We start from the raw sequence: 16,049 nt of genomic DNA, 5'->3' as shown, positions 1-16,049 counted from the left end.
TAGGACCATCTGCCTGTATGTTGGGCGGGTTGGTCATATGTGCCATAGGTTTGAAAATGTTGTTTATATGAATTTGTAAATGTTCTTTATTGATGAAGCATGTCTAAGATTTTAACTCACGTTAGGATGAGGATCGCTCGTGTCAACATACAACCAGCCCTTGGCCTGTTTTTCCAAGACACAGAGGCCTTAATATTATGTTCGGCATTCCTAACATAATCCTTGACATATCTTGACCATTATGCATATAATGTTTTTTGGTCATGGTAATAGTTGCAAGATAGGGGTGCTGTGGTATGGGAAGTCTTACTGAGAAAATAGAAAAATATATTCGTAATCAACTTGAAGCGAATACCGATGATGAAATTATCTTGCGGCGAAAGGAGCTAGCTAGCTTTTTTGGATGCGTGCCCAGTCAGATTAACTACGTGTTGCAAAGCAGGTTTACGCCTGAAAGAGGCTTTATCGTTGAAAGTCAACGAGGGGGGCACGGCTACATTCGAATCATAAGAGTGTCCTTATCGGATGTGGAAGATCGATTGAATCACCTAGAGGATATTTTGGATGATGTTATGTCACTGCAGGACATGAGGCGTCTTTTGAAGAATTTAGAAGAGCGAGAGATACTAACGCTAAGGGAACGAGCCATTTTAGAGGTGATGTTGAGGTTTATGGACGAAATGCTGACATCGCTCTTCGATCTTCCTGTGTACCGAAGAGATGAACTTAACACAGAACTTGTAAGGCGGATACTGAAGAGCCTCGCTATTATATAGGCATTATTAGGGGGAATAGCTATGTTGTGCGAACGTTGTCAAGATCGGGAGGCGGAGGTACACATAAAACAAATGATTAATGGGGAAGTAAGGGAGTATCACCTTTGCAGGGAGTGCGCTGAGGCTATGAGCCTTGAAATTGACGTGTTTCCCCATTTAAGCTTCGATTTATCTTGGGAGAATTTGTTGGGATCGTTGTTTGAGCCTTTAGCATCCAAGAGTGCGCGCAGGACAACTCAGACGGAGGTCAGATGTCAAGATTGTGGATTGGATTTCACGACGTTTCAAAAAAGCGGCAAATTTGGCTGCCCTACCTGTTACAAAACGTTTAGGGAATACATCAAACCACTACTTCGCAAGATCCATGGATCTGACCGACATAGGGGAGACAGACCAGATGTCAGTGCTTTTAGAGGAGAAGCGGTTAAGAGTGAGCTTGAACGATTGCAAGGAGAACTAAAAGAGGCTGTAGAAAGAGAGGAGTATGAACGCGCAGCCAAGATCCGCGATCGCATTCGTGAATTGACATCGAAAGGTGATGGTAGTGATGGCAAGGCATGACTTGTTAGCGCATCCTATTGAATGGATCAAAGGAAGGGGCAGCAGCTCTAACATTGCCGTTTCTAGTCGCATCAGATTGGCTAGAAATTTAAGTAAATATCCCTTTACGCATCGATGTAGCAAAGAAAAGTTATTGGCTATAGCCGAAGAAGTAAAACACGTTATATCTGAATCAGATATTTTAAAAAATAGCGACGTTGTGGAAATGGATGTGCTTGATCCCTTATCCAGGTGGATTTTGGTTGAAAGACATTTGATTAGTCCTCCTTTTGCTAATGGCGGTCTTGGGCGAGTTGTGATCATAGATCCAAAGGGTGTGGTTTCCATAATGGTGAACGAAGAAGACCACTTGCGGATTCAGGTGATCTTGGCCGGCCTGGAACTTAATGAAGTATGGCGCATCGCAAAAAAGGTCGAAAAGGTCTTTGAGGAATTAGGATATGCCTTTGATCCTGATTTCGGCTATCTTACCGCTTGTCCGACAAATGTAGGAACTGGAATGCGCGCATCGGTAATGGTTCACATCCCTGCACTCGAAATGTCAAAGCAGGTAGTCAAGCTTGTGAATGAAAGCAACCGCATTGGGCTTACGGTAAGGGGAAGTTATGGCGAAGGAAGTGATGTGCTGGGGTCTTTGTATCAGATTTCAAATCAAATTACCCTGGGCTTAAGCGAGGAAGAGTTAGTAGATAAGGTATCTTCTGCGGTAAGTCAAGTGGTTGCGGAAGAAGAGCGCGCCAGGACCGTCATGAAGCGCAAGCTGGGCATATCGCTGGATGATAGAGTATGGCGGGCTTTTGGGATATTGCGTTACTCCAGGAGCATTGCCAGTAGAGAGGCGCTTGAGTTAATTTCGTTAATTAAAATGGGCAGCGATATGGGGATAACTCCCGAGATTTCAGTTGAAGAATGGAACAACCTTGTACTGGGCGTGCAGCCCAATCACGTGCAAATGTATGCAGGTAAAGAATTATCGCCAGAGGAGCGAGACGTTTTTAGGGCAACGTTTTTGCGAGAACGTATCAAAGCGATCGAAAACAGATAGATCATAAGAGGTGAAAAAGTATGTGGCAATTTTTTACGGAACGAGCAAGAAGAGTGATTCAATTAGCCCATCGTGAGGCTTTAAGACTAGGTCACGACATTATCGGGACCGAACATATATTACTTGGTTTACTAGTCGAGGGAGATGGGGTGGCAGCTCACGTATTGACATCTTTGGGCATCGACCTGGACGAGGTTCGAAGGAGAGTAGAGCAACTTGTCGGTAAAGGGCAACCCAAGGAAAAACCGGTGGATCTTCCCTTAAGTCCTAGAGCCAAACGAGTGCTAGATTTAGCCATGAGAGAAGCCCGAAATATGGGCGTTAACTATGTCGGGACGGAGCATATACTTCTAGGGTTGCTTGCGGAAGGAGAGGGCATTGCAGCTCAAGTGCTCATGAGCATGGGCCTGGATATGCAAAAAGTGTATCAAGAGGTAGTGCGCTATCTTTCCGGGGGAGATGTGGATCAGATGAATCAACCAGGGTTGTCGAAGAAAAGAACTCGCACCAAAACTCCTACACTCGATCAACTGGGCATTGATTTAGTAGAAATGGCTCGTCAAGGAGAGCTTGATCCTGTCATAGGCAGAGAGCGCGAGATACAACGAGTGATTCAAATTTTGTCGCGAAGGACCAAAAACAACCCGTGCCTTATAGGCGATCCTGGTGTGGGTAAGACCGCTATAGTTGAGGGGTTAGCTCAAATGATTGCCAGTGGCGAGGTGCCCGAGGTTCTCAAGAACAAACGAATTGTGCAACTTAACATTGGCAACCTCGTTGCGGGCACTAAGTACAGGGGCGAATTTGAGGAAAGAATGAGGAAGTTGGTGAAGGAAGTTCGTGACTCAAAAGATGTCATCGTTTTCATCGATGAAATTCACACCTTAGTTGGAGCCGGAGGAGCAGAAGGAGCTGTGGATGCAGCAAATATTTTAAAACCAAGCCTTGCCAAAGGAGAATTCCAGGTCATAGGAGCTACAACGCTAGACGAGTATAGGAAATATATAGAAAAGGACGCTGCTTTGGAGCGCAGGTTCCAGCCAGTTTACGTGGGTGAACCAACGATTGAGGATACTATAGAAATCCTAAAAGGTTTGCGGGATAAATACGAGGCGCATCATAGGGTTAAGATTACTGATGCAGCGTTAGAGGCAGCAGCCAGATTGTCTGCTCGTTATATAAGCGATAGGTATTTGCCCGATAAAGCTATAGATCTCATCGATGAAGCAGGGGCAAGAGTACGTCTTTCCGCCATGAATCCTCCCGAGTTCATAAAAGAGCTGGAAAAAAAGCTAGAAACAGTCAGGAAAGAGAAAGAAGCGGCTGTTGCTTCTCAAGAGTTCGAAAAGGCTGCTGCTTTGAGAGATGAGGAGCGAAAACTGTCTGAAGAGCTTGAGGAGAAGCGAAAAGCTTGGCAAGCCAAGAACTCGCAAGAGGAGCCAATCGTCGATGAAGAGGATATAGCACTAATCGTTTCAGAGTGGACTGGCATTCCCCTAACGCAACTGACTGAAGAAGAAAGCCGGCGGTTACTCCGCATGGAGGAAGAAATTCACAAGCGTATAATTAACCAAGAAGAGGCTGTTACTGTAGTGGCTAAGGCAATAAGAAGAGCAAGAAGTGGCCTGAAGGATCCAAAGCGTCCCATAGGAAGCTTCCTCTTTTTGGGGCCTACTGGGGTTGGAAAGACTGAACTAAGCAAGGCTTTGGCAGAATTTATGTTCGGCGATGAAGATTCCATGGTAAGACTTGACATGAGCGAATTCATGGAGCGCCACGAAGTATCAAAACTCATTGGAGCACCTCCGGGTTATGTCGGTTATGAAGAAGGAGGCAAATTAACTGAAGCCGTCAGAAGGCGTCCTTACGCAGTCATACTTTTGGACGAAATAGAAAAGGCTCATCCCGATGTATTTAACATACTTTTGCAAATTTTAGAGGATGGAAGGCTAACGGACGGACAAGGTCGCGTAGTGGACTTTAAAAACACTGTGGTCATAATGACTAGCAACCTAGGTGCTCAAGATTTAATGAAGGGACCGACCATAGGCTTTGCCGCTAGCTCTGAAAATGGCATTGACTTCGAGGAGGCCAAGAAGAGCATCTTGGATGCCGTGAAGAGGACATTCAGGCCGGAGTTTATAAACAGGATTGACGAGATAGTCGTCTTTAAGCCATTAGGTGAAAAGGAACTATTGCAGATCGTGGATCTCATGATCAAAGATGTGGCGAAACGACTAGCGGAAAAAGGATTATTCGTAGAGGTCACCGATGCTGCGAAAGAATTCTTGCTCAAAAAAGGATATGAACCTAAGTTTGGAGCACGGCCACTGAGAAGGGCGATACAGCGGTACCTCGAAGATAGATTGGCGGACATTCTGCTTGAAGGAAAAATTAAACCTGATAGTGTCATCAAAGTTGATGTAAGAGACGATGACATAATCTTCATTCCAGTGTCAGGGGACGAAGACAAGGGCCTAGAAAAGGCCAGTAGTAAACAAATTGTATAGGCTTAACATCTAAGGGCAATAAAAGGTCACGGAAAAGTTTCTTTTCCGTGACCTTTTATTGTTATATTATAATGTATAATATTTAATCAAATCCATTTGTTAAGGTGGTGCTATAAATATGTACGGGTTTCCATTTTTTTGGTTGTTGTTTTTCTTTTTGCTGATCCAGCCTTCCCTTAAGCAGTGGAATTTGCAACGTACGAGGCATGGGTTAATAAAAAAGCTTGAACAACAACGTAAGAGTCGGGTAGTTACCTTGATCCATAGGCAGGAATCTGTTGGCTTTCTTGGAATGTTTTCTAGGAATTTCATAAGCATCGAAGATTCCGAAGAAGTCTTAAGAGCCATAAAACTTACGCCCAAGGATATGCCCATTGACCTCATAGTTCATACTCCTGGAGGGTTACTTTTAGCTGCTGAACAAATCGCAAGCGCCCTGTCAAAACACGAAGCAAAGGTAAGCGTTTTCGTTCCCCACTATGCCATGTCCGGGGGTACGCTTATTGCCCTTGCTGCGGATGAAATAGTCATGGATGAAAACGCAGTATTAGGTCCTGTAGATCCTCAGATTGGCCAGTTTCCAGCTGTATCAATCTTAAAGGTTTTGGAGCAGAAACCCATATCCGAAATAGACGACAACACTGTTATTTTAGCCGATATGTCCAAGAAGGCAATTGCGCAGACGCGACGGTGTGTTTACGATTTACTAGTAAGAAACGAATTTCCCGAGGATAAAGCCCAAGAAATTGCGGTTACTCTAACTGATGGAAGATGGACCCATGATTACCCAATTATGCCCGATGAAGCAAAGCAGTTAGGCCTTAATGTGACTTTTGGGATACCCGAAGAGGTAGCGGCACTTATGCATCTATATCCACAAGCAGCCCAAAGGCGTCCATCCGTTCAATACGTGCCTCTTCCTTATCAACGTCCCACATCTAACGGAAAAGAGTGAAAATGAGCGAAAGGTTGGAAAATCTTTTAAAATCGAGGGACGTTTAGGCTAGATAGTAATTTTTCTTGCTTAAAAAACTGGAAGAACTCCAAAGAATTACAAAGAGTTAGGGGCATGTTGCATCGTGTGATTCTTTCTCATTATAATAGAACACGTCATGATAAAAACATGAAGGTACATAAGTATCGTGATGTACATTTTATATATGAAGACGTCAGGTGAAGGAGATGATAGTATGAGAAAATAGTAATATGAGAATATGAGTGTAAAACCTTCGCGGCTCAAACAGCAGAAGCTCAAGTGATTCTATGACACTTTATTATAAGAGTGAGAGGAGGTAGGGAAAAATGGGTGGATTAAGGGGTTCTCCAAGAAAGCCTACACTTTTAGAGGCAGTGATTGTGATTGTCGTTGCGGCTGTGTGTATAGGGGTGGGAGTTTTAGTCTTGGAGGTGGACGTTCATGTACCGTTAGTTTTTTCCGTTGCCTTTGCCTGTTTGATGGGTCGTTATTTACTACATATTGAATGGAAGGAAATGGAGGATGGCATTTTTCGTGGCATTCTCGCTGGGCTTCAGGCTATATTGATTTTAACGATAGTAGGGATGATCATTGGCTCCTGGATCCAGGGCGGCATAGTTCCTACTCTGATTTATTATGGATTGAGCATATTGTCACCAAACATCTTTTTACTTGCCACCTTGCTTATATGTTCCATTGTATCGCTTGCGACGGGAACGTCTTGGGGTACGTCTGGGACTGTAGGTTTAGCATTGATAGGTATAGCAGCAGGCCTTGGGGTTCCCGTGCCTTTGGCGGCAGGTGTTGTTATTTCGGGGGCTTATTTTGGAGATAAAATATCACCTTTATCTGACACAACGAACCTTGCTCCCGCGGTGGCTGGAACAACTCTTTTCAGTCATATTCGCGCCATGATATCCACTACTATGATCACTTACGCCATAGTTGCGGTAATAACCGTAGTTTTAGGATTTAGATTCGCTGGAGGTATTTTGGACGTTTCTAGGATAGAAGCTTTCCAGAAGTTGTTAGCCGCCGAGTTCAATATTAGTTTTTTGGGATTTATTCCACCAATAGTAGTCATACTTTTGGCGGCTCTCAAATTTCCCGCCATACCCAGCTTGTTCGCAGGAGTTGTTTTAGGAAGCATTATGATCCTTTCTCAAGGTCATGGCCTAGGCACAATGGTTGAAGCGATTCATTATGGTTACGTTCCTGCGTTCAGCGCCGAAATAGCTGGAGCTGAAAGCCTGAATGTAGTCGCAGACCTCCTTGCCACACATAACGTGGTAGACATCGCGCCAGAGCTTGCGCAAGAGGTAGGTGCATTGCTTAGCGATTTGCTGGAAAGAGGTGGACTTGACTCGATGATGTGGACCATTTCGTTGATATTTTGCGCCCTTTCTTTCGGTGGAGTTATGGAGTGTTGCGGTTTCTTAGAGGTGCTGCTAGCTGCAATATTACGTCGTGTCAAAGGCGTTACCGGCTTAGTCACGTCGGTGATAGTTGCCTGCATAGTTACCAATGTGCTTTTGGCAGACCAGTATGTCGCAATTGTTTTGCCAGGGAGGATGTTTAAGCCGGCTTTTGATGAAAGGGGACTGCATCCTAAAATGCTTTCCAGGACTTTGGAGGATAGCGGTACGTTGACGTCGGTTTTAATTCCGTGGAATACTTGTGGTGCCTATCATACTGGCGTCCTGGGTGTGCCGACGGTTCAATATTTGCCCTATGCATTCTTAAATTATCTTAACCCTATTGTGGCAATCGTGCTAACGGCAATGGGCAAATACATTTACTGGCGCAAGGAGACTGACGAAGATATCATAAAAGTGTAATTTCCAGGAAGAGGTGTACAAATGGAGACCATCATTGAATCGCGATCGAGTTATTCAACCTCCAAATGGATGAAAATATTTCTACTTCTTTTTGGGCTTTATTGTGTTTATTCTGCCTTTTGCGAGTTTGCGCTTCATAAATTGATATTGGCCATTGCTGCCTTTTATGGGATTATATACAAAAAAAGGGTCTATGTTTCCCCTGAGGGGCTGGTTAAAGAAGTAAAAGGGATATTAGGGACTTCTGTTGAATTTTTTCCCTGGCAAGAGGTGAAAGCCGTCACTTTTTCATTTAAAGGCGATGCGATGATGGTCTTTTTTGAAAGAGGAATTACCGGTTGGAAAATTCTATTTAAGCGGGAAGAAGAAGCGTTGCTTAAAGAGTTGCTAAGCAAATATGCTCCAGAGGTTGGGATCGATTCGATGAGCGATTTTAGTTCAAATTCACGGGAAAAAAAGAATAAAGGCGGGTGATGCGGTACGTCCTCGATCGTTTCCCATCTATAATGATTGACGATTTACGATTTACACCCCGCCAGCAATGGCGGGGTGTTTTAGAACTTTCTACTTTATGTACCCTGCGAATGTGATAATATACTTTAGTCTTATTATTAAAAACGTATGGGAGGCGACTGTAATGCATTATGTGTCCAGCGATAAAGTTCCTAAGGCCATAGGGCCTTACTCACAGGCGATTAAGTCGAGCGGGTTTATTTTTCTATCGGGGCAGCTGCCTTTGGAGTTGGAAAGCGGCCAAGTGGTTAGCGGGTCTGTGGAAGATCAGACTCTGAAAGTTTTAGAAAATATCGCTGCTATTTTAGAAGCTGCGGGTTCTGATATTTCTAAGGTGGTAAAAACTACAGTTTTCGTGACAGATATGGCAAACTTTCAAGCGATCAATAAGATATACTCGCAATTTTTTGGAGAACATAAACCCGCCAGGTCCCTAATAGAGGTAAGTGCTTTGCCGAAGAAGGAGGCGATGCTAGAAATAGAGGCAATAGCTGTAGCCTAGGTCATTGCAAGAAATTCGGAATGCCATTTCAATTTGGCTTTAGTGTAGCAAATTTACCGTCATTGCTCTTTATCATTGCAGAAAATTTTGGCTGTTACTTGATGTTTCTGTATTTGGTTTTCCACCGAAAGCATTTTGGAAAGTTAAAAATGTTGCGAATATATAGAATATAATTTTCCTTATTGACAGAGCCGTCTTAAATGATTAAACTTTTTTGCTGGGTGCGGTTATGAAGGCAAAATCCGGTAATCCGTACCTAAACCCTATCTCCTCCTCAAAAAAAGGGGCCCGCGTGGGTCCCTTTTTTATTAACTTTTATTTAAATTTCGCTACTTTTCTGTTAAAATACACGTGCTTCACGGCTCATAGGAGGCTAAAAAGGTTAAGGGGAAATTTACCATAAGGGGGGGAATATATAATGCAACCCAGGATGATGCAAATGACTTTGGAGGATATGCTTTCTTTCTTGATGGCTCGCATAGACAGCATCGCCATGTCTGAAGAAAGTCTGAAAACAAAGTTCGACGTTTTGGGACGTGTCCTTTATAAAAAAGGGATAATAACTGATGATGATATCGTCGAATCGGTAAGAGAGCAAGGAAAGCTGATGAAAGCCATCGGGGTTACGCAAGCCGAACTTTCAGATGAAGAGGTTAGGGCAATAGCAGATAATATTATTGTATGGCTCAAAGGCGATGCTGCAACTATAACAAAGAGCATGGAAGAGTATGAGCAAAGACTTCGCGAGCTTGCTTCTCAGGAGATGAAAAAGCCACGCCTTGATGTTGCCTCACCGGCGGTTTTATCCGAGCTTGACAAAATCACTAAAGGCGGCAAGTCGGGTGGCAAATTGATCATGTAGCCTTGGATAAGGCAAAAATAAACACGAGTTCCTTTAGTTTGGTTCTAAAAGAACTCGTGTTTGTATTTGATCTTGGCAATTTTTAAAAAATAATTTTATGGATTATTTTTCGAAAGCAATTCTATTATGATAGAATCAACATCTTTCATGCCTCTATTACTCAATGATGCCAGATTTTCTGCCGTTTCTTCCAGCGTTATCCCCAAAATGCCCTGTGGTATTTCAGGTCTGTTTTCTTCTAATGCCATCATGGCGGCTACAAAAGCCTCGCAGGCTCCTGTACCAACCTTTAAAGCGCAAGTATCTTTTGCACCATCGCATATCATCCCGATTAGGTTGCTAACGTGGATTTCAATGGCTTTCTCAATTTTATGTATATCATCAGAAAAAAGATAAGTGATGCCGGCAGCCGCTCCAGCGCCAGCTGCTACGGTACATCCGCAAATTGGGCTTAATCGCCCTGTTCTGCTTTTCAAAAAGCTAGTGGTTAAATGACTTAAGACTATAGCTTTGGCAGTTTCTTCTCTCGTTTTATTATAAAATTCTGCCACCAGGTAAACGGGAAGTATTGCTGTTATGCCATGGTTTCCACTTCCTGCGCTGCTCATGACGGGCATAGAAATCCCCGCCATCCTTGCATCTACAGCAGCCGCAGTGTAGGCTTTTATTTTTTGGGGTAAAGTTGAGGGGGTGTTGGCATTTACTAATTTCATGATAGTTCTTCCGACTCCTAAGCCAAACTTGCTTTTAGGATCTAAACCTGCTTGAGACATAGCCATGTTCATTTTTACTCCTTCAAAGATAAAGTTCGTGTCTGCTTCATCTATTTCGTCTATCAGGTAGGTCAGTTCCTTGAATGTCATATTTTTTATTTGGCCTGTAATACTTGCATTTTCCGCGTTTTGTTTTGATTGGAATCTTTTTTTCTTTGAAAGAATGAGTCTTCCGTCTAGCTTTACTTTTGAAATATTGGTGTGAGTATCCTCGATTATACAGGTGCACACGTGCCTTTCGGTGGTTATCGTCGCTTGCACGTATACGCCCTTTCTCTTAAGGTCTGGTGATACGATTACAAGACCTTCATCGACAAGGTGTAACGCTCTTTTTACATCATCGTCATTGCAACATTTTAGCACTTCGAGACCACATTCGCAATTTCCACAGATAGCTCCTAGAGCGGCAGCAATGACATTCCCCTTTAAGCCTTTGGTGCCTGGAATCCCGACAGCATATCCGTTTTTGTAAATGTTTGCGCTAACGACAACTTCAATCTTTTTAACTTCCTCGAAGTTTGCCTCCTTCCTTGCCCGGGCCACGGCTAGAGCCACGGCTCCGGGCTCGGTACAGCCAAGTGCAGGCACCACTTCCGATCGCAGGAATTCTTTTAACGTAACCAAATTTGTCCCTCCTCTTTTTAGGGTTGTAAATTTATGTACTGATTAAAATTATGCCTCGAAACTTAAACTGTAGCAAGCTCCAGTATAAAGATAGAGGATTATGAAGCTTTCCCACCTATGTATGTCTTTAACACCTTAATGTCTTTGAGGGAGCATGCGTTTGCCTCAAAGGGATTTTCGTCTACCACGATAAAATCGGCCAGCTTGCCTATTTCCAAGCTGCCAATATAGGGGTCATGCATGATCGTACTTCCGCCTTCAGTATAGCAATAAATCGCTTCTTTCGTGTCCAAAACCTCATCGGGGGTTGCTGCTGCAATGGGAATGCCCTCAAATTTGCCTCTCGTCACCGCGGCATATATGGTCTCCCAAGGATTCAACTTTTCAACGGGAGAATCCGTGCCGAAGGCCATCGGTATGCCTGAGAAGTAAATGCTTTTGAAGGGGTGTATGAAGCTTGCCCTTTTCATGCCCAATCTTTCCATTGCCCACCAATCGGAAATTACAAAATGAGGTTGAACTGAGGCATATAGTCCCAAGTCCTTCATGCGTTTAATTTGATCGGGTCTCAAAACAGAAAGATGCTCGATTCGATGTCCGCGGTCACGTATTTCAGTTTCCTGAAATACGTCAAATATCATGTCTATAGTGGCGTCGCCGATCCCGTGAATGGCCAGTTGCAAATCGGTGGCATCGGCCAGCTTTACCAGTTCAGTGAGCTCTTCCTTACCAATGTTTGGAAATCCCTGCTGGTCTGGTTGGTCTGCGTAAGGTTTGGTCAGCCATGCGGTGCGGGCACCTAGCGATCCGTCGGCAAGGATTTTTATCCCCTGTATTTTAAACACATCGTCGCCAAAGCCCCTTTTTATGCCGAGCTTTTCGATAGCATCGAGGAGTTCAATGTCCTCGTACATCCTTTCTCCAGTTTGACATCTTTTGCCTGGTTCTAGATATATCCTGACCCTTGTTGTACTTTCTTTCTCGTACCACATAGACATCAGCGCGGACAGCATCTTTCGGTCGCAGCTTACGAATCCTAGGGAAGTTAGCCCCAGGCTTGAAGCGTAAACAAGGGCGTCTTTTATCATCTTTTTGCAATCTTCATGCGTAAGACTTTGCTTGAAGGCATCCCTGGCGCGCTGAAAATCTCCCTCGACAACTATACCGGTGGGGGATGAGATGCCCGTAACTTCTAAAGCCTTGGAATTTAAGACGGCCGCGTGCAGGCACACCCGGGAAAAGACTACAGGCCTTTTATTTTCTACTGTGTCCAGGTCGTCCTTGGTTGGCCATCTTTTTTCGCTGAAAAGTTCCTGGTCCCAACCATGTCCCAAGATCCAAGGTGTCGTCACGTTTGAGGCAAAGTCTTGCAGCTTTTCTTGAAGCTCGCCTATGCTTTTGGTGCCTCTCAAGTCAAGTGAGTTCAAGTACATTCCAAGCTCGTCGATGTGCAGGTGGGAATCTATGAAGCCCGGCAAAACGCATTTTCCGTTTAGATCTACGATGTCCCCCTCCAGGGATTTTGCCTGTTCGGCGATTTTTTTGCTCGATCCTAACGATGCCACCTTACCTTGGACGACCAAAAAGGCTTCAAAGGGTTGATCAACCTTGACAGTGCTGTAAGCCTTGCAATTGACAAATCCTGTAACGTAACTCATGTTTCTTCTATCCTCCTGTTTATCGTGTCAAATTGTTTCCTCTGAATTATAACCCTTAATTTGCGACATCATAGTGTAGGAGATATTCGAATATTCTTCCTTACGCTCTTATTCTGTGGGCGATAACGCTATGTTACAATCATGTAGATGAAAAAGTAACCTTTGGGAAGTTGAAGATTAAAAAGAGGAAACAAAAACAGCAGTTGGAGGGTCTCCCGATGTTATCGAGCTTAGAGCTGATGCTTGGAACTTCATAACTGACATGCAAACTTCTTTGAATATGCTTAAAGAAACCAGAAGGTTGACCAACGACATCCCTTTGCTTTTGACTTGCAGGAGCCATCTTGAGGGTGGCTTTCAAAAAGTGGCAAGCAAAACGAGGGATGTTTCATATATGTTTTATATAAAGAAATCGCCTTTGGTGGCGATATCGCTAAGGTAGCCGTCATGCCCCAGTCCATGGAAGACGTATTGACATTGCTTGCTGCGACGTTGCTGGCAAGGCGCGAGCTTCCCAAAACCCCCTTGGTCACCATGCCCATGGGACCGTTAGGCTCCATAACCCGAAACGCAGGTTTGCTTTTTGGTTTGGATTTGACCCAGGCGTTGAATTCATGAGACGAGTTTTCAGAAATCACTTTAGTCTGTGAAAATCTTACAGGTACTTTAGAACTGATCAGAAAGTCCCAATGGCGAAGTAACGCCTGACATGCAACTCCATGCGTTTAAGTAAAAATATAGCTGGCCCTGCTAAAAGAAGCGCTAAAGCTGGGCCTTTACTTATTCCCGTACTAACAAGTCTTTGCAACTAGACTTTGCTTTGTATATAATTAAATATTTACAATGAAACAACATACCAAAAAATAGCCTTTGACTCGAGTGCTGGTATTATCCAAGACTCAGCGAGTGTGATATAAAGAATATATGCTCCAACGGAGATATTTCGAGACGAGTTTGTTTGTACGCAAATAAGCACCTGGATGATTTAGTTGTGACGAAGGAGGCGAAGGATGGTGTCTACATCTCGAGGCGGAGCAAAAGAAATAGCGCTTGGAGCACTTTTTGCTGGTCTTGTTGCTGTTGCCACTATGATTCATGTTCCCATGCCAGGATATAGAATTTATTTCAATCTTGGCGAGGGGGCGTTATATTGTATTGCTCTTCTAATGGGATCTAAATACGGTGCAATTTGCGGCGGGATTGGTGGCGCGCTTGCAGATATTGTGCTCGGATATCCTCTTTGGGCTCCTTTTACATTTTTAATTAAGGGGATCGAGGGATTTTTGGTAGGCAAGATGAGACATAACAGAAAAAAGGCAGTAATTACAGGGGCATGTGTGATGATTGCCGGCTACACCTGTGCAGCTGGCTTTCTTTACGGCTGGAAAGTTGCTCCTATAGAGTTTTTTACTGATCTTGCTCAAACAGGGGTTGGAGCAGTGATCGCCCTGATCGTTCTCCCTCACATAGAAGGACCGATAAAAAAGATTTTCTTCAGGTAATTTAAGGCATTATAATTTGAAAAGACAAATGTCTCCAAGAATTTCTTGGAGTTGCTATGGTTTATTCAGGTATGTTATTTTGTACCTTGTAGACTGCGTAGCTGGCAACAGAATGACAATTGCGAAGTCTTTTAGTGGACTAAACTTGGTATCACGTAAAGACGACTATGCTAGATATGATTTTTTGATGTCGGTTTAAAAATTATTTTCAGATTCTAATGACTTCTCTAACTCTCCCTAATTTGCCCGCCTACAGCTACTCCGAGTTCTTTCGCGCGATTTAGCCAATCGCTTTGCTCTATATCGCCAATGTCATAAACGTTGTAGGCACATACTTTACCTGCCACGTTGAGGCCTAAAAGGGAAGTAGATCGGTCAAAGGATTCCAAAACGCCGTTAAAAGCGCTTTCGTATATATCCCCAGCAGTAGCTAGCAATACGCATTCCTTGCCAGTAATGACGCTTTTTGTTTTTTCTGAGATGTATGGCAACATTCTATCCCAAACGACCTTGATTTGAGCGCTCCAACTATACCAGTAAACGGGCGTGACGAATACGAGTACGTTTGATTTATCTATGGACTCGTACAGTTGGGTCATGTCATCATCTATTATGCAATGTTTGTCTTTTGTCCAGCATTGCCTGCAATCAATACATCCCTTTAACGTCATGTCTTGAAGCCTAAAAAATATTGTCTCTGCTCCTTTTGATTGGGCTCCTGCGGCAAAGGCTTTGGCCAACCTCTCGCTGTTTCCGTTGACCCTGGGACTTCCTAAGAAAAAGACGATCCTTTTCATATCCGTACTCATTATTTCTGCTGGCTAAAGGCTTGCCAGCAACTCATCTCCTTTCTTGTTCTGGTTTATAAGTCTTTTAATTTTGTCGACAATCTATCAGTTAATGTTGCAAAGCTATATTAACTGTCATTTTTAAATGTCATGATGTTCAAAGCACTAATATAATCTTACCATCTTTTTCTTGTATTTCCCTTGACAGATATCCCTCGTTGAGTGATACTAAATGCAAATATCGTAACACGAATCGGAGGGAGCTTTGATGAACCATACATCGAGAAGAATTGTGATCGGGATATTGTTGGCATTTTGCACCTTTGGCTTCGTTTCACCGTTATGGGCACATTTTCAGGTTATATTGCCAAGCAACAACATCGTTTCGCAAGGCGGAGACACAAATTTAGAATTAAAAGTACTCTTTACCCATCCCTTTGAACAGCAATTAATGGACATGGAAAGGCCGCGTCAATTTGGAGTTGTGATACGTTCGGAAAAGATAAATCTCTTAGACACTTTAAGGGCAAATACTTCTGAGGAGGGCCTAAAGAGCTGGGAGACTACCTACAAAATTAAACGACCGGGGGATCATGTTTTCTTTGTAGAACCAACCCCTTACTGGGAACCTGCTGAAGGTATATTTATAATCCATTATACTAAGACCGTCGTAAATGCCTTTGGAATGGAGGAAGGCTGGGATAAACCGGTAGGGCTTCGAGCCGAGATAATACCGCTTACCAGGCCTTACGGGTTATGGGCTGGAAATGTCTTTCAGGGGAAAGTCATTGTTGATGGTGAGCCTTTGAAAGGCGCCGATGTGGAAGTTGAATTCTACAATGAAAAGTCATTGGTAAAAGCACCTGCCGATGCCTACATGACTCAAGTTGTACGAACAGATGATCAGGGAATATTTACCTATGCCATGCCCTGGGATGGTTGGTGGGGATTTGCTGCTTTGGCAGAGGCTCCTGAAAAAGTAAAATCTCCGGACGGCAAGGAAGAGGTTGGAGTTGAGCTTGGAGCAGTTTTGTGGATAAGGGCTGAAAAGGTAAAGTAAGGTAAAGTAAGGTAAGGTAATGCATATTTCTGAAGGAGTTCTTTCTCTTCATACTTTGGCC

At 43.6% G+C, this 16,049-nt stretch carries 16 protein-coding genes; 13 read left to right on the top strand and 3 right to left on the bottom strand.

Going from position 1 to position 16,049, the window contains the following annotated elements:
• Positions 1 to 296 precede the first annotated feature (296 nt).
• The 9 genes from Q7P41_RS07675 to Q7P41_RS07635 all read left to right on the top strand — a co-directional run bounded on the left by Q7P41_RS07675 (position 297) and on the right by Q7P41_RS07635 (position 9,583).
• Positions 297 to 776 carry a CtsR family transcriptional regulator gene (locus tag Q7P41_RS07675; protein ID WP_303883248.1) on the top strand — a complete coding sequence of 160 codons (480 nt, stop codon included), beginning with the start codon at positions 297 to 299 and terminating at the stop codon, positions 774 to 776.
• 21 nt (positions 777 to 797) lie between these two features.
• Positions 798 to 1,337 (top strand): UvrB/UvrC motif-containing protein, encoded by a 540-nt coding sequence (locus Q7P41_RS07670; RefSeq protein WP_303883247.1) that lies wholly within the window; start codon positions 798 to 800, stop codon positions 1,335 to 1,337.
• The gene (locus tag Q7P41_RS07665) at positions 1,324 to 2,382 is read left to right on the top strand and encodes a protein arginine kinase (RefSeq protein ID WP_303883246.1); all 1,059 of its coding nucleotides are present in this window, start codon (positions 1,324 to 1,326) and stop codon (positions 2,380 to 2,382) included. The genes Q7P41_RS07670 and Q7P41_RS07665 overlap by 14 nt, the downstream gene beginning before the upstream one ends.
• A gap of 20 nt (positions 2,383 to 2,402) precedes the next feature.
• The gene (locus Q7P41_RS07660) at positions 2,403 to 4,892 is read left to right on the top strand and encodes an ATP-dependent Clp protease ATP-binding subunit (RefSeq protein ID WP_303883245.1); all 2,490 of its coding nucleotides are present in this window, start codon (positions 2,403 to 2,405) and stop codon (positions 4,890 to 4,892) included.
• 118 nt (positions 4,893 to 5,010) lie between these two features.
• Complete coding sequence (locus Q7P41_RS07655) at positions 5,011 to 5,847, top strand: ATP-dependent Clp protease proteolytic subunit (RefSeq protein WP_303883244.1); 837 nt, start codon at positions 5,011 to 5,013, stop codon at positions 5,845 to 5,847.
• A gap of 347 nt (positions 5,848 to 6,194) precedes the next feature.
• Complete coding sequence (gene nhaC / locus Q7P41_RS07650) at positions 6,195 to 7,706, top strand: Na+/H+ antiporter NhaC (RefSeq protein ID WP_303883243.1); 1,512 nt, start codon at positions 6,195 to 6,197, stop codon at positions 7,704 to 7,706.
• A gap of 21 nt (positions 7,707 to 7,727) precedes the next feature.
• Complete coding sequence (locus Q7P41_RS07645; RefSeq protein ID WP_303883242.1) at positions 7,728 to 8,180, top strand: hypothetical protein; 453 nt, start codon at positions 7,728 to 7,730, stop codon at positions 8,178 to 8,180.
• A gap of 163 nt (positions 8,181 to 8,343) precedes the next feature.
• On the top strand, positions 8,344 to 8,721 hold the full coding sequence (locus Q7P41_RS07640) for a Rid family detoxifying hydrolase (RefSeq protein ID WP_303883241.1): 378 nt from the start codon (positions 8,344 to 8,346) through the stop codon (positions 8,719 to 8,721).
• A gap of 418 nt (positions 8,722 to 9,139) precedes the next feature.
• The gene (locus Q7P41_RS07635) at positions 9,140 to 9,583 is read left to right on the top strand and encodes a hypothetical protein (RefSeq protein ID WP_303883240.1); all 444 of its coding nucleotides are present in this window, start codon (positions 9,140 to 9,142) and stop codon (positions 9,581 to 9,583) included.
• A gap of 95 nt (positions 9,584 to 9,678) precedes the next feature.
• Here the strand turns inward: Q7P41_RS07635 and Q7P41_RS07630 are convergent, their stop codons facing one another.
• Positions 9,679 to 10,980 carry a serine dehydratase subunit alpha family protein gene (locus tag Q7P41_RS07630; protein ID WP_303883239.1) on the bottom strand — a complete coding sequence of 434 codons (1,302 nt, stop codon included), beginning with the start codon at positions 10,978 to 10,980 and terminating at the stop codon, positions 9,679 to 9,681.
• 98 nt (positions 10,981 to 11,078) lie between these two features.
• Positions 11,079 to 12,638, bottom strand: a complete 1,560-nt coding sequence (locus Q7P41_RS07625) for an amidohydrolase (protein WP_303883238.1) — start codon at positions 12,636 to 12,638, stop codon at positions 11,079 to 11,081.
• Positions 12,639 to 12,861: 223 nt separating this feature from the next.
• Between Q7P41_RS07625 and Q7P41_RS07620 the strand changes: the two genes are divergently transcribed.
• The 3 genes from Q7P41_RS07620 (at position 12,862) to Q7P41_RS07610 (ending at position 14,140) form a co-directional block, all read left to right on the top strand.
• Positions 12,862 to 13,080, top strand: coding sequence for a type I 3-dehydroquinate dehydratase (locus tag Q7P41_RS07620; RefSeq protein WP_310847172.1), 219 nt, complete (start codon positions 12,862 to 12,864; stop codon positions 13,078 to 13,080).
• A 5-nt stretch (positions 13,081 to 13,085) separates the two neighbouring features.
• On the top strand, positions 13,086 to 13,256 hold the full coding sequence (locus tag Q7P41_RS07615) for a type I 3-dehydroquinate dehydratase (protein ID WP_303883237.1): 171 nt from the start codon (positions 13,086 to 13,088) through the stop codon (positions 13,254 to 13,256).
• 392 nt (positions 13,257 to 13,648) lie between these two features.
• Positions 13,649 to 14,140 carry an ECF transporter S component gene (locus tag Q7P41_RS07610; protein ID WP_369693151.1) on the top strand — a complete coding sequence of 164 codons (492 nt, stop codon included), beginning with the start codon at positions 13,649 to 13,651 and terminating at the stop codon, positions 14,138 to 14,140.
• 227 nt (positions 14,141 to 14,367) lie between these two features.
• Here Q7P41_RS07610 and Q7P41_RS07605 read toward each other — a convergent pair whose 3' ends face one another.
• Positions 14,368 to 14,937, bottom strand: a complete 570-nt coding sequence (locus Q7P41_RS07605; protein WP_303883236.1) for a flavodoxin family protein — start codon at positions 14,935 to 14,937, stop codon at positions 14,368 to 14,370.
• Between the two features lie 259 nt (positions 14,938 to 15,196).
• Between Q7P41_RS07605 and Q7P41_RS07600 the strand changes: the two genes are divergently transcribed.
• Complete coding sequence (locus Q7P41_RS07600) at positions 15,197 to 15,988, top strand: DUF4198 domain-containing protein (RefSeq protein WP_303883235.1); 792 nt, start codon at positions 15,197 to 15,199, stop codon at positions 15,986 to 15,988.
• Positions 15,989 to 16,049 lie beyond the last annotated feature (61 nt).

Source organism: Acetomicrobium mobile, from assembly GCF_937920065.1.
This window is presented reverse-complemented; position numbering and strand designations above follow the sequence as displayed.